Annotated in this window: 16 protein-coding genes; 9 read left to right on the plus strand and 7 right to left on the minus strand. The window is 72.4% G+C overall.

Annotated features, from left to right (window positions below; genetic code table 11):
• Window positions 1–13: 13 nt before the first annotated feature.
• Window positions 14–841, minus strand: a complete 828-nt coding sequence (locus tag MTP10_RS32370; RefSeq protein ID WP_310714217.1) for a helix-turn-helix domain-containing GNAT family N-acetyltransferase — start codon at window positions 839–841, stop codon at window positions 14–16.
• A gap of 118 nt (window positions 842–959) precedes the next feature.
• Between MTP10_RS32370 and MTP10_RS32375 the strand changes: the two genes are divergently transcribed.
• Together MTP10_RS32375 and MTP10_RS32380 are read left to right on the plus strand one after the other, a co-directional pair.
• Window positions 960–1,862 (plus strand): beta-propeller fold lactonase family protein, encoded by a 903-nt coding sequence (locus MTP10_RS32375; protein WP_310714219.1) that lies wholly within the window; start codon window positions 960–962, stop codon window positions 1,860–1,862.
• Window positions 1,863–1,943: 81 nt separating this feature from the next.
• The gene (locus tag MTP10_RS32380; protein WP_310714221.1) at window positions 1,944–3,179 is read left to right on the plus strand and encodes a N,N-dimethylformamidase beta subunit family domain-containing protein; all 1,236 of its coding nucleotides are present in this window, start codon (window positions 1,944–1,946) and stop codon (window positions 3,177–3,179) included.
• On the opposite strand, the gene MTP10_RS32385 is transcribed toward MTP10_RS32380, so the two are convergent.
• Both MTP10_RS32385 and MTP10_RS32390 read right to left on the minus strand, forming a co-directional pair.
• Window positions 3,176–3,955 (minus strand): Clp protease N-terminal domain-containing protein, encoded by a 780-nt coding sequence (locus MTP10_RS32385; RefSeq protein WP_310714223.1) that lies wholly within the window; start codon window positions 3,953–3,955, stop codon window positions 3,176–3,178. The genes MTP10_RS32380 and MTP10_RS32385 overlap by 4 nt on opposite strands.
• A 131-nt stretch (window positions 3,956–4,086) precedes the next feature.
• Window positions 4,087–4,764: an SDR family NAD(P)-dependent oxidoreductase gene (locus MTP10_RS32390; RefSeq protein WP_310714224.1), complete on the minus strand. Its 678-nt coding sequence runs from the start codon at window positions 4,762–4,764 to the stop codon at window positions 4,087–4,089.
• 294 nt (window positions 4,765–5,058) lie between these two features.
• Between MTP10_RS32390 and MTP10_RS32395 the strand changes: the two genes are divergently transcribed.
• The gene (locus MTP10_RS32395; protein WP_310714226.1) at window positions 5,059–6,084 is read left to right on the plus strand and encodes a 6-phosphofructokinase; all 1,026 of its coding nucleotides are present in this window, start codon (window positions 5,059–5,061) and stop codon (window positions 6,082–6,084) included.
• 202 nt (window positions 6,085–6,286) lie between these two features.
• On the opposite strand, the gene MTP10_RS32400 is transcribed toward MTP10_RS32395, so the two are convergent.
• A complete protein-coding gene (locus tag MTP10_RS32400; protein WP_310714228.1) occupies window positions 6,287–7,159 on the minus strand; it encodes an MHYT domain-containing protein in 873 nt (290 codons plus the stop codon).
• Window positions 7,160–7,214: 55 nt separating this feature from the next.
• Complete coding sequence (locus MTP10_RS32405; RefSeq protein WP_310714230.1) at window positions 7,215–8,351, minus strand: MHYT domain-containing protein; 1,137 nt, start codon at window positions 8,349–8,351, stop codon at window positions 7,215–7,217.
• 215 nt (window positions 8,352–8,566) lie between these two features.
• On the opposite strand from MTP10_RS32405, the gene thiI reads away from it, so the two are divergent.
• Entirely contained in the window at window positions 8,567–9,763 is a 1,197-nt protein-coding gene (gene thiI, locus MTP10_RS32410) for a tRNA uracil 4-sulfurtransferase ThiI (protein ID WP_310714232.1), read from the plus strand.
• A gap of 105 nt (window positions 9,764–9,868) precedes the next feature.
• On the opposite strand, the gene aroF is transcribed toward thiI, so the two are convergent.
• Complete coding sequence (gene aroF, locus MTP10_RS32415; protein WP_310714233.1) at window positions 9,869–10,900, minus strand: 3-deoxy-7-phosphoheptulonate synthase; 1,032 nt, start codon at window positions 10,898–10,900, stop codon at window positions 9,869–9,871.
• Window positions 10,901–11,199: 299 nt separating this feature from the next.
• Between aroF and MTP10_RS32420 the strand changes: the two genes are divergently transcribed.
• Together MTP10_RS32420 and MTP10_RS32425 are read left to right on the plus strand one after the other, a co-directional pair.
• Complete coding sequence (locus MTP10_RS32420; RefSeq protein WP_310714235.1) at window positions 11,200–11,796, plus strand: molybdopterin-dependent oxidoreductase; 597 nt, start codon at window positions 11,200–11,202, stop codon at window positions 11,794–11,796.
• A gap of 109 nt (window positions 11,797–11,905) precedes the next feature.
• Window positions 11,906–12,646 carry a LytTR family DNA-binding domain-containing protein gene (locus tag MTP10_RS32425; RefSeq protein ID WP_310714238.1) on the plus strand — a complete coding sequence of 247 codons (741 nt, stop codon included), beginning with the start codon at window positions 11,906–11,908 and terminating at the stop codon, window positions 12,644–12,646.
• 673 nt (window positions 12,647–13,319) lie between these two features.
• Here MTP10_RS32425 and MTP10_RS32430 read toward each other — a convergent pair.
• Window positions 13,320–14,162, minus strand: a complete 843-nt coding sequence (locus tag MTP10_RS32430; protein ID WP_310714239.1) for a deoxyribonuclease IV — start codon at window positions 14,160–14,162, stop codon at window positions 13,320–13,322.
• A 146-nt stretch (window positions 14,163–14,308) separates the two neighbouring features.
• Here MTP10_RS32430 and uraD point away from each other — a divergent pair, with 146 nt between their 5' ends.
• From uraD to pucL, 3 genes are read left to right on the plus strand one after another with little or no spacing between them, the layout of a single operon-like run.
• Window positions 14,309–14,818, plus strand: coding sequence for a 2-oxo-4-hydroxy-4-carboxy-5-ureidoimidazoline decarboxylase (gene uraD / locus MTP10_RS32435; protein WP_310714241.1), 510 nt, complete (start codon window positions 14,309–14,311; stop codon window positions 14,816–14,818).
• Window positions 14,819–14,834: 16 nt separating this feature from the next.
• Window positions 14,835–15,134: a hydroxyisourate hydrolase gene (uraH, locus tag MTP10_RS32440; RefSeq protein WP_310714244.1), complete on the plus strand. Its 300-nt coding sequence runs from the start codon at window positions 14,835–14,837 to the stop codon at window positions 15,132–15,134.
• Entirely contained in the window at window positions 15,135–16,001 is an 867-nt protein-coding gene (pucL, locus tag MTP10_RS32445; RefSeq protein WP_310714246.1) for a factor-independent urate hydroxylase, read from the plus strand. It abuts the gene before it with no gap.
• Window positions 16,002–16,010: the final 9 nt, after the last annotated feature.

A 16,010-nucleotide genomic window follows, 5' to 3' on the forward strand; every position in this document is an offset into this window, starting at 1 on the left:
CGGGCCGGGTCCGTCACAGGTCGCGGGACCAGATCTCGTCGACCACCTCGACGCCGTTCTCCCGGCCCTTCTCGCTGGACTCCAGGACGAATCCCACCGCCGCGTAGATGCGCCGGGCGCTCACCAGGCAGTCGCGGGTCCACAGCGTGATCCGCTCGTGGCCGGAGTCCGCGGCGTGGCGCACGCACTCCTCGACGAGCCGTCGCCCGAGGCCCAGCCCCCGGGCGGACGGCTCGACCAGCAGCATCCGCAGCTTGGCGGTGCGGTCGTCGACGTGCTCGAAGAACACGCAGCCCAGCCGCTGGCCGCCCGCCTCGGCGATCCAGCCTGCGTCGCGGGAGGAGAAGTCCAGCTTCCCCATGAGCCCGGCCACGGTCCGCTCGAACGCGATGCCCCAGCCGTACTCGCGGCTGTAGACGTCGGCGTGCCGCTGGACGGCCCAGCCGAGGTCGCCGGTGCGCGGCGGCCGGATCACGAACGGTTCGCGCGCCGGGGTGTCGCCGAGCAGCCGCCTGATCGCCGCCATGGCGGTCATCAGCCGCTCCTGGTCGCTCTCGGCCATGCCGCCGAGCATCCTCTCGATCTCCTCGGCGGACCGGGCGTCAAGCGTGCGGAACGTGGTCGTGCCCGCCTCGCTGAGCCGTACGACCTGCTTGCGCGCGTCGGCGGCCGACCGCTCACGCGACAGCAGCCCGTCGCCCTCCAGCCGGGTGAGGATCCGGCTCAGGTAGCCCGCGTCGAGCCCCAGCAGCCCGCGCAGTTCCCCGGTCTCCATCGGCTCGGCGTGCGCCAGCTCGTACAGCACCCGCGCCTCCGTGAGGGAGTACGCCGAGTCGTGCATCCCCGCCTGGAGAACCCCGATGACCTTCGTATAGAACCGGTTGAAGGCTCTGATCTCAGAAACCCTTGCTTGGGTCAACGAATTCATTGCTCCAGTCAACCATGAGAGGACGCTTGTCGTGAAGCACCTGTACATCGGCGGATACGGCCCGGGCATCGTCACGGGTGACGGCGAGCTGACCCGCATCGCCTCGCCGTCATTCCTGGCCGCCCATCCCGATCTGCCGGTGCTGTACGCGGTGGGGGAGCTGGAGCAGGGCTGGCTCACGGCGTTCCGGGCCGAGGACGGCCTGTCGCCGCTGGCCGAGCGTCCCAGCGAGGGCCGGTTCCCGTGTCACGTGGCCGTCCACCCGTCCGGCACGCTCCTCGCGGTCGCCAACTACGGCGACGGCACCCTCTCCCTGCACCGGCTCGACGAACGCGGGGTCTTCACCGGCGCGGCGGTCGCCCTGCGCCACGAGGGCTCCGGCCCCGTGGCCGACCGCCAGGAGGGCCCGCACGCCCACCAGGCGGTCTTCCACGAGGACGTCCTGCACGTCAGCGACCTCGGCACGGACGAGATCCGCCGCTACACGCTCGACGGGGAGCCGCTGGAGCCGCTGCGCCTGCCGCCCGGCACCGGCCCACGCCACATGGCCTTCGCCGGGTCGCGCCTGTACGTCGTGGGCGAGCTGGACGGCGTCGTCACCGCCATCGACGGCGGCAGCCGCGTGACCGGCTCCGCCTCGCGGGCGGCCGCCGGCAACCAGCCGTCCCACCTGGAGGTGGCGGGAGACTTCGTGTACGTGGCCAACCGGGGCCCGGACACCGTCTCGGTGCTGCGGGCCGACGACCTGACCCTGGTGGCGGAGGTGCCCTCCGGCGGCGCCTGGCCGCGCCACTTCGCCATCGACGGCGACCGGATGTACGTGGCCAACCAGCACGCGGGCGGGGTGACGGTGTTCGCGCTGGAGGACGGGGTGCCGGTGCCGACGGGGGAGGCGTACGAGGTGGAGAGCCCGGGCTGCGTGCTGCCGGTGTGAGGGTCGCGGCCGGGTACGGGGGTCTTAAGGAGTGGGTCAAGTGGCGGCCGGGCCGGTCCGGGGTCGTGACGATGGGGTCCCGTGCGTACGTCTCCCGCCGCCAAGGCGTCGTCGCGGGGCTTCCCCGTCGGCGTTCCCGCGTTCGGCGTTCCCGCGTTCGGTGTCCCCGCGTCCGGTCTCCCGGCGTTCAGGATCATGGTCGCCGGGCTGGCGCTCGTGCTCGCCGCCGGGTGCGGCGCCGCCCCGCCGCCCGGCCTCGCCCCGCCCCCGAGCCCCTCGCCGCTGCCCACCCCAGCCGTCTCCGGCCGGCCTTCGGAGAGCGGGGCGGGCCCGGGCGTCGAGGGGCCGGGTGGCGGTGGACGGGCGGCCGGGCCGGCCGGTCCGGGACGCGAGCGGCAGGGGGCGCGCGGCGCGCGGGCCGCGTGGCGCGTCGGCGAGCAGGGCGGCGAGCACGAGATCGAGGGCTACGCGGACCGCGTCAGCGTGCTGCCGGGCGAGCGGTTCCGGCTGCTGGTGTCCACGACCGCGCCCACCTTCACCGCGCAGGCCTTCCGCATGGGCGCGCGTCCCGAGCCGGTCTGGCGGTCCGAGGCCGTTCCGGGGGTACGGCAGGCGGCGCCCATCACCGTCGGCGGCATGGTGACCGCCGCCCACTGGCGGCCCTCCCTGACCGTGGACACCACCGGCTGGCGGGAGGGCGTCTACCTGGTGCGGCTCGACGCGTCCACCGGGGGCGGCCGGTACGTGCCGATCACCGTCCGCTCCGCCTCCGCGCGCGGCCGCGTGGTCCTCGTCAACGCGGTCACCACCTGGCAGGCGCACAACACCTGGGGCGGCCGGGACCTCGCGACCGGCGGCGGTCCCGCGCCGAAGGTCACCTTCGACCGGCCGTACGACGGGACGGGCGCGGACTTCTTCACCGCCTACGAGCGGCACGCCGTCGCCGTGGCCGAGCGGAGCGGGGTGCCGCTGGCGTACCTGACCAGCGTGGACCTGACGCCGGGCGCGTTGCGCGGCGCGCGGGCCGTGGTGTCCCCCGGATGGGACGCGTACTGGTCGCCGGACATGCGCGCCGCCCTCACGCGTGCCGGCCGGAGCGGCGCGCCCCTCGCCTTCCTCCACCCCGGCCCCGGCCGTACCCGCGTCGGCCTGTACGGGCGGCTGATCCGCTGCGAGGGCCCGTGCCCGCGCTGGAAGGCGCCGGGACCGGCGCGGACGCCCCTCGGCCTGCACGAGCTGCTGCGACGGATCGCCCGCGACCGCACGCCAGGCCCGCGCCTCCTCCCGTCCCCGCCGGCCAGGAACGAGGCCGGCTAGCCGCGGTCGCGGAGGATGGCGGCGAGTGCCTCCCTGATCTCCCGCTCCGCCGCCTCCTTGGTCACGCCGAGCCCTTCCAGCACGGTCGCGACCGGGTGCGCCGCCGGGCCTTCGCCCAGCGAGAGCACGCCCAGCAGCACGTGCTCCGTGCCGACGTAGTTGTGACCGAGCCGCAGCGCCTCGCGCAGTGTGAGCTCCAGCGCCTTCCTGGACTGCGGCGAGAACGGCGGCCCCCCGGCACCCGGCTCCGCCCCAGCGGGGGAGTCGTCCCCGGGGCCGTCGCCGGAGCCTTCGCCGGGCCGCGCGGAGGTGAGGGTCTCCATGGCCTCACGCACCGTGCCGGGTGGCGCGCCGAGCTTGTCCATCGCCTTCACGGCCAGGCAGTCCGGCTCGCTCAGCAGCCCGAGGACCAGATGCTCCGGCTCGATGTGCCGCGCCCCTGCCTCCCGGGCTCCCGTCTGCGCGGCCACGATGACGGCCCGGGTCCGCTCGGTGAAGCGCCCGTACGAGCGCAGGTCCTCGGCCAGCGAGGTCTCCTTGGGCACGAAGCGCTTCTGGGCGGCCTGCTTGGTCACGCCCATGCTGCGCCCGATCTCGGTCCACGAGGCGCCGGAGTGCCGGGCCCGGTCCACGAAGTGGCCGATCAGGTGGTCGGCCACCTCACCGAGCTGCTCACCCAGCACGACGGCGTCGGCGAGCTGCCCCAGCGGGTCGCCGTCGGGGTGACGGCTCTTGATCGCGTTGATGAGTTCGTCGAGGCGAACGGTTCCATCCATACGTCAACCATAGGTTGACGATAGCTGGGCGTCAACCGAAGGTTGACGTCTTCTTCAACGCCCTCCATGGGCATGGACGCGTGGACGTACAGACCTGGTGCGCGGGCGGCGGGTCGCTCGCGGCGAGAGGGTCAGCGCGGGGATGGCAGGACGGACAGCTCGCAGGCGTAGGCGTCGGCCGGTGCGCTCAGCGCCCAGACGATCATCGCGGCCAGCGTCTGCGGCCGGATGCACGCCTCGGGGTCGTACGGGCGCCCGAAGGCGCTCCTGACCTCACCCAGCAGGTCGGTGGCCGTCGCCGCGGGATAGATCGTGGTGACGCGTATCCCATGGACGGCCTCCTCCTCGCGCAGCGAATCGGCCAGTTCGCGCAGTGCCGCCTTGCTGGCGACGAACGCCGACCAGCGGGGGACGCCGGTCATCCCGGGTGAGGCGTTGACGAAGATCACATGTCCCCTGGACCGCCGCAACGCGGGCAGCGTCAGCCGTACCAGCTCGGCGGCGGAGGCCACGTTCACCGCCATCGTCCGCCGCCACGTCTCGGGGCCGGCCTCGGCGACGGCCTCGACGGGGGAGATCCCCGCGCAGTGCACCACCGCCCGCACGTCCGCCAGCTCGCCCGCCTCCTCCAGCGTGCCCACGGCGGCGGCCAGCGTCCCGGGTTCGGCCAGGTCCGCCTCGATCCCGCGCACGTCCAGCCGCCCGACGTCGCGCCCCACGGCGATCACCTGATGCCCGGCGCCCATGAGCGCGCCGACCAGCGCCGTCCCGATCCCTCCGGTGGCTCCGGTCACCAGCACAACTCCCACGGCGGCTCCCATTCTTCGCGGTGCGACAGCCGATCATCGCCCTCGGGGGAGCGGTGCACAGCCATCAGGGCTTCTCCTTGGACGAGCGGCACCCGTGACGGCGCACGAGCCGGCACGACCCACGGCGAAGATCGTCTTCCCGGATTGTGCCGCGCGCGACCCGGGTAGGGAAGCGGCAGGCGAAGTCCTGAGGGCCTGGCGATCACTACGCCCCGCGTTTGGTCTAGACCAGTGCCCGCGGATGTGGGCACAATGCGGTTCTGGCCGTGTGAAGCCCAACGGGAGGAACCCGTCATGCGTATTGGAGTGCTGACCGGGGGCGGCGACTGCCCTGGTCTCAACGCTGTCATCAGGGCCGTCGTCCGCAAGGGAGTCAGCGTCTACGGCCACGAGTTCGTCGGGTTCCGCGACGGCTGGCGCGGGCCCCTCGAAGGCGACACGATGCCGCTGGACATCCAGGCCGTGCGGGGCATCCTGCCGCGCGGCGGCACGATCCTCGGGTCCTCGCGCACCAACCCCATCAAGATCGAGGGCGGCGTCGACCGGATCAAGGAGAACCTCGCGTCGGGCGGCGTCGACGCGCTGATCGCCATCGGCGGCGAGGACACGCTGGGGGTCGCCCGGCAGCTGTTCGAGCGCGGCGTCAAGGTCGTGGGCGTGCCCAAGACCATCGACAACGACCTGTCCGGCACCGACTACACCTTCGGCTTCGACACGGCCGTCAACATCGCCACCGAGGCCATCGACCGGCTGCACACGACCGCCGAGTCCCACCATCGCGCGCTGATCTGCGAGGTCATGGGCCGCCACGCCGGATGGATCGCGCTGCACGCCGGCATGGCGGGCGGCGCCAACGTCATCCTCATCCCGGAGAAGCCGTTCGACATCGACCGGGTCTGCGAGTACGTCGAGTCCCGCTTCCGCACCCGCTACTCGCCCATCCTCGTGGTCGCCGAGGGCGCCCACCCGATCGAGGGACAGATGGCGCTCCAGGCCGGCGAGCTCGACGCGTTCGGCCACGTACGGCTGGGCGGCATCGGCGAGGTGCTGGCCAAGGAGATCGAGAAGCGCACCGGCAAGGAGGCCCGCACCACCGTGCTCGGCCACATCCAGCGCGGCGGCACGCCCACCGCGTTCGACCGCGTCCTGGCCACCCGGTTCGGGCTCCAGGCCATCGACGCGGCCCACGAGGGGGACCACGGCACGATGGTCGCGCTGCGCGGCACCGACATCGTCCGCGTCAGCCTCGACGAGGCCACCTCCGAGCTGAAGACCGTGCCGGTGGAGAGGTACGCCGAGGCCGAGGTCTTCTTCGGATAGCGGCGCCCGGGCGGGCACGCGGGCCGGAAGCGACCTGTAAGCCGCCTGCAAGCGGCGGGCCGTACCTTCGGAGCCGAGGGGTCACCGACGATCCCCTTCGGGGTACGGCTTGCGCCGCGGCGAGTTGGCGGCCCACTACGCGACGCGAGCCGTACCCAGGAGACGCCCGCCCGGAAGGTCACGGGGGCGGCCACGGGCGGCGTCATCCACGGGGCGTGCCGAACAGATCTGGTTCCGGCGCGCCCCTTTCACGTCCCAGCATGCGGTCCTGGAACTCCCGCTCGGCGCGCACCTCCCGCTCCGACGGCGACAGCAGCACGGCCAGCAGCAGGCCCACGGTCACCACGCTGACGCCGACGACGAGCGGCACCAGGAAGTCGATCGGCTCGGTGCCCCCGACGGTCGTCCCGCCGGAGTGCACCTCCACGGCCATGGCGTACATGCCGGTGTAGTGCATGCCGGAGACGGCCGCACCCATGACCAGGGCCGCGCCGCCGGTACGCAGGGCGCCCCGGACGCGCAGCGAGAACCACAGCGCGGCCGTCGCCGCCGCGATCGCGATCGCCACCGACAGGATCACGGTGACGGGGTCGTAGGAGATGTGGCCGTCCAGGCGCATCCCGGTCATGCCCAGGTAGTGCATGCCGGCCACACCGAGGCCCGTCAGGACGCCGCCCGCGATCAGGTGCGAGCCCTGCCGATCACCCGCGGCGACGTGCGAGCCCTGCTCGCCACCCGCGATCGGACGCGAGCCCTGCTCGCCGCCGCGGAAGACGAGGAACAGCCCCGCGCCCACCACCGCCACGGCGAGCAGCGCGGAGGCGGCGGTCAGCGGGACGTCGTAGTGGATCTCCGTGCCCTCCACGGCGAAGCCGATCATCGCGATGAAGTGCATGGTCCAGATCCCGGTGCCGCCGATGGCGAGCGCCGCGCCGGCCAGCCAGAACCGGCTCTCCCGCCCGCCGATCAGGCGCGCCCGTGACGCCAGCAGCAGGCCGAGCAGCGAGCCGACGCTGGACATGGCGTAGGCGAGAACGGGCGTGAGTAACCCGTACGAGAACTGGTCGATCGGCAACGTGAGCCCCCCTCGGCAATGCCTGGAGTATCGGGCTCGGCTCGACCGAAATCAACTACCTACGGCGAGATCGTGATCTCTTTCCGGAAGGCTGCTGCCGGGGGTCGGCGGCGGGCTCGGGCGATTGGTGCTGCCCGGCGGGCGTGCCGGGGAACGGGATGACGGGCGCGCCCTGTCCGGGCTCCGCGCGGGCGTCGGGATACGGACGGCCGGAGTAAGGGGCCTGCTGCGGTCCGGGGGTGAAGGAATCGGGCGCGGGGGAGCCGTGCGGGTGAGTCCCGGGAGCGTGGGCGCCGGGAGCGAAGGGCTGGTCGGGGACGGGCGCGGCGAACAGCGGGCCGCCCCGCTGGCGCCGGCCGGTGCCGGTGATGGGCGCGGCCTCGGCGAGCGGGGTGTCGGTGAGCTGCTGCCGGGTGCGCCTGCGCTGCTCCAGGCGGGCCGTCAGCTCCGCGTCCTCGTTCAGCTCCTGCTCCGAGGGCGACAGGATCACCATGAGCAGCATGGTCAACGTGATCAGGCTGATCACGGTCATCAGGGGCACCAGGAAGTCGAGCGCGTCGGCGCCGCCCACCACGCCGGGCTCGGGGTCGACCGTGACCATGAGCGCGTACATGCCGGTGTAGTGCATGCCGGAGACGGCCACGCCCATGACCAGGGCCGCGCCGGCGATCCAGACGGGGCTCTGGACCCGCATGGTGAACCAGAGGGCGGCGGTGGCGGCCACCACGGCGATGACCACCGAGGCGGCGACGAACGTGCGGTCGTAGGAGACGTGCGCGGACATGTTCATCGCGTACATGCCGAGGTAGTGCATGCTCGCCACGCCGAGGCCGGTCAGCAGACCGCCGCCGAGCAGCGCGAGCACCCGGCCGCGGCCGTACGACACGAGGAACAGGCCGGTGCCGACGACCACGATGGCGACCAGCGCGGAGGCGGCGGTGAGGGGTACGTCGAACCTGATCTGGGTGCCCTCGACCTGGAATCCCATCATCGCGATGAAGTGCATGACCCAGATGCCCGTGCCTCCGATGGAGACGGCCGCCCCGAGCAGCCAGCGCACCCGCGAGGCGCCGCGCGAGGCGCGAGCCTGAGCGGTCAGCCGCAGTCCGAGCATCGAGCCCATGCACGACATCACGTAGGCGAGGACCGGCGTGATGAGCCCATGGGTGAAGTGGTTAACAGCGGAAGACATACGGTGGAGTTCCTTGCAATAGGGGTCACCGGATTGTGCCAGTTGTCCTGTCCCATACGCATGGATAACCGGACTATCTGTCAAGTGGGCGTGTCGGGAACATGAGAACTGCTCACAGCTGCCCGGGCGGAGCTGTGAGGCCGCGGGCGGACTAAACTCGATGGGTCGCGGCGTTGCCCGCGGCGCGCATCCCTGTCTTCCCCGGAGGTTCCACCATGACGATGTCCGCCCTGGGCGAGCCGTGCGTTCTGCTCAAGCTGGGCGAGATCGTCCTCAAGGGCAAGAATCGCGAGCTGTTCGAGCGGCGCCTGATCGCCAACATCCGCCACGCCCTCAAGGAGCTCGGCCTGGAGCTCGACGTGCGCAAGAGGCACGGCGTCATCGCGATCTTCCTGCCCGCGGGCTCGACCCCCGAGCAGGCCGAGACCGTGGCCCGGCGGGTCGCCGACGTCCCCGGCCTGGTCTGGATCCACCCCGCCTGGCGCGTCGCCAAGGACCCCGACACCGTCCTGAAGGCCGGCATCGAGCTCGTGCGCGACACCGACGAGGTTCGGCGCAAGGCGCCGTTCGCGGTCCGGTCCCGCCGCCGCGACAAGCGCTTCCCGCTGCGCTCCAACGAGCTCGACCGGCTCGTCGGCGGCGCCATCAACGACGAGTACGGCCTGCCGGTCGACCTGCGGCGTCCCGAGCTGACCGTGCACATCGAGGTCGACCGCGACGAGGTGTTCGTCTTCACCGGCGGGCTGCCCGGCCAGGGCGGGCTGCCGGTCGGCAGCAGCGGCCGGGCGCTCGTCCTCATGTCGGGCGGCATCGACTCGCCGGTGGCCGCCTACCGCATGATGCGGCGCGGCCTCCACGTCGACTTCCTGCACTTCTCCGGCATCCCGTTCACCACCTCGGAGTCGATCTACAAGGCGTACGCGCTGGTCCGCAAGCTGGACCGCTTCCAGGGCCAGTCGCGGCTGTGGGTGGTGCCGTTCGGCAAGGCGCAGCAGTCGATCCGCACCTCCGGCCAGGACCGGCTCGCGGTGATCACCCAGCGGCGGCTCATGCTCAAGACCGCCGAGGAGGTCGCCCACCGCATCCGCGCCGCGGCGCTGATCACCGGCGACGCGCTCGGCCAGGTCTCCTCCCAGACGCTGACCAACATCACCGCCCAGGACCACGCCGTCGAGCTGCCGATCCTGCGCCCGCTGGTCGGCTGGGACAAGACCGAGATCATGGCCGAGGCCCGGCGCATCGGCACGCTGGAGATCTCCGAGCTGCCCGACGAGGACTGCTGCAGCCTCCTCGCCCCCAAGCGGGCCGAGACCCGCGCCAAGATCGAGGACCTCAAGCAGATCGAGAAGCGCCTCGACGCCGAGGAGCTGGCCGTCCAGCTCGCCGACTCCATCCAGGAGTACACCCTGTAGAGCCCGTGCGGGGCGGTACGGCGGCGGGCTCGTGGCCGGGCCGCCGTACCACGGCAGGTCGCTCGTGGCGGGACGGGCACATCCGCGGGCACATCCGCGGGCGCGTCAGACGGTCAGCGCCGCCGCGGCGGTCTTGCCGAGCAGCGGCGGCAGGTCCCGCATCACCGTGGCCAGCTCGTCCAGGTCGCCGTCCACCAGCGCCTGCGGGCCGTCGCACAGCGCCAGCTCCGGCTGCGGGTGCACGTCGATGATCACACCGTCGGCGCCCACGGCCACGGCCGCGCGGGTGAGCGGCAGCACCAGGTCACGCCGCCCGCCCGAGTGCGACGGGTCCACGATCACCGGCAGGTGCGACAGGCGCTGCGCGACCGGCACCGCCGAGATGTCCAGCGTGTTGCGGGTGGCGGTCTCGAACGTCCTGACGCCCCGCTCGCACAGCACGATGTCGAGGTTGCCGCGCTGCGCGATGTACTCGGCGGCCATCAGCCACTCCTCGATCGTGGCGTTCATGCCGCGCTTGAGCATGACCGGCCGGCCCGCCGCGCCGACCGCCTGGAGCAGCGCGAAGTTCTGCGCGTTGCGGGTGCCGACCTGGAGCATGTCGGCGTACGAGGCGACGAGCGCCACGTCGTGGGCGTCGACCACCTCGGTCACGATCGGCAGGCCCGTCTCCTCCCGCACGTCGGCCAGGATGCGCAGCCCCTGCTCGCCCAGTCCCTGGAAGGCGTACGGCGACGTGCGCGGCTTGTAGGCGCCGCCGCGCAGCAGCGTCGCGCCCGCCGCCTGGGCCATCCGGGCCGCCCCCAGTGTCTGCTCGGGCGTCTCCACCGCGCACGGGCCCGCGATCAGCGTCACGGTGCCGGGCCCGATCGGCACGCCGCCCACGTGGACGGTCGAACGCTCGGGATGGTTCTCCCTGCTCACCAGCTTGTACGGGGTCGACACGCGCATCACGTCCCGCACGCCGTCCATGCCGCGCAGCCCCGCGGCGTCGAGCTGGGCCACGTCGCCCACCAGGCCGACGATCGTGCGCTGCACGCCCCTGCTCACGAACGCCTCGACCCCGGCCGCCGTGGCGACCGCCACGATCGACTCGACGTCCTCACGCGTGGCCTCCTGGCCCATCACGATCACCATCTGTGCCTCCTTGAAGTGATGCCGCTGGAAGTGAAGTTCGGGAAGGGAAAAGTGTCCGGACAACGCGAAAGGCCCCGGGTCCTGACGGACCCGGGGCCTTTCGTTCGCCTGTCTGCTAGCGCAGCGTCAGATGGCGAACGGACTCGGGTCCGTCGCCATACCAAAACTGGATCGCGGTGCGCATAGTCCCGTCATAGTAGCGCACCGCCGGGGAACACGTATCGCACCCGGACGCGGATCCCCCGCGGCCCGGGTGGGAGGATGGCTCCGGACCACGACACCGTGCGAGGGGAGTGCCCGTGGAGCAGTCGCGCCTGCCGCCAGGCCAGTACGTGCCGCGCGGCCGGCCCGTGATCCACTACGGCAGGGTGCCCGCCTTCAAGCCGGAGAGCTGGGACTTCCGCGTCTTCGGCGCGACCGCCTCCGGAGAGGAGCACTGCGTCACCTGGCCCGAGTTCGAGCGGCTGCCCCGCAGCAGCGTGCTGGCCGACCTCCACTGCGTCACCAAGTGGTCGATCATGGGCAGCGAGTGGCGCGGTGTGAGTCCGGCCGCCATCCTGGAGGCCGCGCCGCCCGACCCCCGGGTGCGGCACGTGATGATCTGGGCCGAGTACGGCTACAGCGCCAACATCCGGATGTCCGACTTCACGGCCGCCGACACGCTGTTCGCGCTGGAGCTCGACGGCAAGCCCCTCGTCGCGGAGCACGGCCTCCCGGTGCGCCTCGTGGTGCCCCACCTGTACGCGTGGAAGAGCGTCAAATGGGTGCGGGCCGTGGAGTACCTGTTAGAGGACCGGCGGGGCTTCTGGGAGGACCGGGGCTACCACAACATCGCCGACCCGTGGGGCGAGCAGCGTTACTCGTATCAGGAGGAGCCGGGCGAAGGGCCCGAGTAACTCTTGATCGGGGCAAACCAGGAGAGGATCTGGCTCTTTGTGGCCAAATCTTTACTGTGGGTTTGCGTATCGCTTGTGACCTTGGCGTTCTTGCGTCAGCGTAGATGCCATGCTGCGTCTCCTGGCCGTTGACGACGAACTGCCCGCACTGGAGGAGCTGGCATACCTGCTCCGCCAGGACGCGCGGGTCGAGCAGGTGCTGACCGCGTCCGACGGCGTCGCTGCCCTCCAGGACATGGTCCAGATGATCGGGGCGGGCGACCGGCTCGACGGGGTGTTCCTCGACATCGAGATGCCCGGCCTGAGCGGGCTCGACCTGGCCCGCCTGGTCGGCGGCTTCCCGAGCCCGCCCAAGCTCGTCTTCGTCACCGCCCACGAGCGGTGCGCGGTACAGGCGTTCGAGCTGGAGGCCGTCGACTACCTCCTCAAGCCCGTCCGCGCCGAGCGCCTGTCGGAGGCCGTCCGCCGGCTCCAGGCCGCCGCCGGTCCGGCGGCCGAGCCCGGCCACGAGGACGTGATCCCGGTCGAGCTGGGCGGGCGCACCCGCTTCGTGCCGCAGCAGTCGATCTGGTTCGCCGAGGCCAAGGGCGACTACGTGCGGCTGCACACGGTCGACGGGAGCTACCTCGTCCGCATGTCGCTGGCCGCGCTGGAGCGGCGCTGGGCCGAGGCGGGCTTCATCAGGGTCCACCGCAGCACGCTCGTGTCGGCGCGGCACGTGAGCGAGATGCGCTTCGAGGGCGGCAGGGTGACCCTGACCGTCGGCACGGAGATCCTCAGGGTCAGCCGCCGCCACAGCCGGCAGGTCCGTGAGGCGCTCGTCCACCAGCACAGGGGCGCCTGCACCTGATCCCCGGCCCCCTCGTCCGGCCCCCTCGCCCGGCCCTGCCCGGACCTGGAGGCTCGGGGCAGCACCCAGGGGGCGTGAGGGGTACGCTCGCGCGGGGACCAGGCGGGTGTGAAAGCCGTGCGTCGACCTGCCCGCGTGCCTGCCCCCTCCCGCCTGACCAGGTTCTGTGACGCGCGGTGGTTTCCGCTGGTCACAGCGGGGTAGTCGGGCTCTGCCTCGCCGTCCCCGGGTGTCCGCGCTCCGTTCACTCGCCGTTCACACCCCTCGCGCCGGTGCGCGAGCCCCTTGGGAGACCGCTCGTCGCGCCGGAATGACCGCTCGTCCTACGGCGACGCTCCGTATGGCGATGACTACAGACCGTTCATCGAGCTGTGCGGAAACCGGGTGTCGGCCGGAAGATCGCGACCGTAGTGTTTCGGCATCGGACCAGCCACCCCGGCGCATCGGGGGACGAGCCGGGGGGGCTCACCGCACGCCTGATGCGCCGGATCCGCAGGTGACCGCCCAGGTCACCACGGCCGCCGGGCCCCTGCCGGGGGGTAGGGCCCGTCCGCCGGCCACGTGTAGGGGCGCCCGCCAGGGCCGCGAGCCTCTGGCCGCGATCCGCCAATCGGGGGCGCTGGATCGCGCCAGCGGGCGCCCCACACGAGCCTTCCTCCCCGGAAGGGCCGGCTCAGATCTGGTCGCGCAGGCTCTTCAACAGGTCGAGGTCGGCGCGGTGCTGGTCGGCCTTGCCGGGCGTCTCGATGCAGATGGGCACGCCCGCCACCGCCGGGTGACGCATCAGCGCGCCGAACGGCGCGCTGCCGATCAGGCCGGCCCCGATGTTCTCGTGGCGGTCCTTCTTGGAGCCGCACGCGTCCTTGGAGTCGTTGGCGTGGATGAGCCCGAGCCGTCCCTCCGCCACCTTGTGCAGCGTGTCGAACGTCTCCCGCAGTCCCTCCTCGCTCGTGAGGTCGTGGCCGGCGGCGAAGGCGTGGCAGGTGTCGAGGCACACCCCGGCCCGGGGGTGCCAGTCGAGGGCCGCCAGGTAGGGCTCCACGTCCTCGACCGTCGCGCACAGCATCGCGCCCTGCCCGGCCATCGGCTCCAGCAGCACGTCGGGCCCGCCGTCGGGGATCTCTTCGAGCAGCGGCAGCAGGTGCTCGTGGAGCTGGCGCATCGCGTCGTCGCGCGGCTGCGTCACGGCCGAGCCGGTGTGGACCACGACGCCCTTGGCGCCGATCTCGGCGCCGCGCCGCAGCGTGTGGCGCAGGACCGCGACCGAGTTGGCGAGCGTCTCGGGGCTGGGCGAGCCGAAGTTGACGAGGTACGGCACGTGGACGAAGGTCTCGACGCCCGACTCGGCGAGCTTGGCGTCCTCGTCGGACCTGCCTTCGGTGAGCGCCCAGCCGCGCGGGTTGGTGACGAACACCTGGATCATCTCGGCGCCGATCTCGGCCATGTAGGCGAGGCCGCCCTTGGCCAGGCCGCCGGAGACGAAGACGTGGGCGCCGATGAGAGAGCGTGAGGTCATGATGCTCTCAGTTTAGGAGGCGCCGCCGACCGTTCCCGCCGCGCACGCGCCTTGGAGCATGCCACGAAAAGACCTGGCCAACGGGGCGCGCGGTTCGGAGTTCTCGGGGATGGACCGGGAATGACGGGCATGTGTGTACTGCTGGCATGCCCGAGACGCTCACCGCCCTGGACCGGTTCAACGCGGCGGCGGACGCCGAGGCGGAGCGGGAGCTGCTGTCCTGCTGCGCCTCCCGCGCGTTCGCCACCGCCGTCGCGGCCGGCCGGCCGTACGAGGACCCGGAACGGCTCGCGGGCGCGGCCGAGGCGGCCGTGCGCGGCCTGGACTGGCCGGACGTGCTGGAGGCGCTGGCCGCGCACCCGCGCATCGGCGAGCGCCCGGCGGGCGCCGCCCGCGAGGCGGCCTGGTCGCGCCGGGAGCAGGCGGGCGTGGAGGACCGGACGCGGCGGGAGCTGGCCGAGGGCAACCACGCCTACGAGGACCGGTTCGGCCACGTCTACCTGGTCTGCGCCGCCGGCCTGACGGGGACCCAGATGCTGGCGAGGCTGCGCGAGCGCCTGGGCAACGACGAGGCCGCCGAGCGGGCCGTCGTCCGCCACGAGCTGGCCGAGATCACCCGGCTGCGCGTCGGCAGGCTCCTCGGGGAGGCACAGTGAGTCAGGGTGAGAGGCCGTGAGCTTCTCGACGCACGTCCTCGACGCGGTGAGCGGCCGTCCCGCCGCCGGCGTCCTCGTACGGCTGGAGCACGACGGCGGGGTGCTGGCCGAGGGCCGCACCGACGAGGACGGCCGGATCACCGGCTGGACGCCCGGCCCCGGCGTCAACCGCGTCGTCTTCGACACCGGCGGCTACCTGGCCGAGACCTTCTACCCGGAGGTCGTCGTCGCCTTCACCGTCACCGACCCCTCGGCGCACCACCACGTGCCGCTGCTGCTCAGCCCGTACGCGTACTCCACCTACCGAGGGAGCTAGATGGCGATCATCCTGGGGCCCAACCGCTACGGCAAGGCGGAGACCAGGCTCGTGCGCGTCACGAGGGACGGAGCGACCCACCACCTCAAGGACGTCAACGTCAGCACCTCCCTGTCGGGCGACATGGAGGCCGTGCACCTGACCGGCGACAACACCGCCGTGCTGCCCACCGACACGCAGAAGAACACCGTGTACGCCCTGGCCAGGAAGCACGGCGTGGACCAGGTCGAGGACTTCGCGCTGCTGCTGGCCCGCCACTTCACCACCGCGCAGCAGGCGATCCGCCACGCCCGCGTGGAGGTCGAGGAGTACGCCTGGGACCGGATCCCCGTCACCGGCCACTCGTTCGTACGCCGGGGCGGCGAGGTACGCACCTGCGTCGTCCACCACGACCGCGACGGCCGGGCCACCGTCGTGTCGGGGCTGACGGACCTCGTCGTCCTCAACACCACCGGCTCGGAGTTCCACGGCTACGCCGTCGACGAGTACACGACCCTCCCGCCCGCCACCGACCGCGTGCTCGCCACCGCCGTCACCGCCCGGTGGCGGCACGCCGGCGACACCCCCTCCTACGGCGACTCGTACGAGCGGGTGCGGTCCTGCCTGCTGGAGGCGTTCGCCGGCACGCACAGCCTGTCGCTCCAGCAGACCCTGTACGCCATGGGGGAGCGGGCCCTGTCGGAGTGCCCCGGGATCTGCGAGATCAGGCTCGCGCTGCCGAACCGGCACCACGTCGCCGTGGACCTGTCGCCGTTCGGCCTCGACAACGACAACGAGGTGTTCCATGCCGCCGACCGCCCCTACGGCCTCATCGAGGGGACCGTGCTGCGGGACGACGCGCCCGAGCCCGGATTCGCCTGGGAGTGACGGTTGGGA

Source organism: Nonomuraea sp. 3-1Str, from assembly GCF_031570565.1.
Taxonomy (GTDB): domain Bacteria; phylum Actinomycetota; class Actinomycetes; order Streptosporangiales; family Streptosporangiaceae; genus Nonomuraea.

Excerpts from the sequence above, each read along its gene's own strand:
- MTP10_RS32370 (WP_310714217.1), bottom strand. The coding sequence starts at position 841 with ATGCACGACTCGGCGTACTCCCTCACGGAGGCGCGGGTGCTGTACGAG.
- MTP10_RS32385 (WP_310714223.1), bottom strand. The coding sequence starts at position 3,955 with ATGGATGGAACCGTTCGCCTCGACGAACTCATCAACGCGATCAAGAGC.
- MTP10_RS32395 (WP_310714226.1), top strand. The coding sequence starts at position 5,059 with ATGCGTATTGGAGTGCTGACCGGGGGCGGCGACTGCCCTGGTCTCAAC.
- MTP10_RS32405 (WP_310714230.1), bottom strand. The coding sequence starts at position 8,351 with ATGTCTTCCGCTGTTAACCACTTCACCCATGGGCTCATCACGCCGGTC.
- thiI (WP_310714232.1), top strand. The coding sequence starts at position 8,567 with ATGACGATGTCCGCCCTGGGCGAGCCGTGCGTTCTGCTCAAGCTGGGC.
- aroF (WP_310714233.1), bottom strand. The coding sequence starts at position 10,900 with ATGGTGATCGTGATGGGCCAGGAGGCCACGCGTGAGGACGTCGAGTCG.
- MTP10_RS32425 (WP_310714238.1), top strand. The coding sequence starts at position 11,906 with ATGCTGCGTCTCCTGGCCGTTGACGACGAACTGCCCGCACTGGAGGAG.
- MTP10_RS32430 (WP_310714239.1), bottom strand. The coding sequence starts at position 14,162 with ATGACCTCACGCTCTCTCATCGGCGCCCACGTCTTCGTCTCCGGCGGC.
- uraD (WP_310714241.1), top strand. The coding sequence starts at position 14,309 with ATGCCCGAGACGCTCACCGCCCTGGACCGGTTCAACGCGGCGGCGGAC.
- pucL (WP_310714246.1), top strand. The coding sequence starts at position 15,135 with ATGGCGATCATCCTGGGGCCCAACCGCTACGGCAAGGCGGAGACCAGG.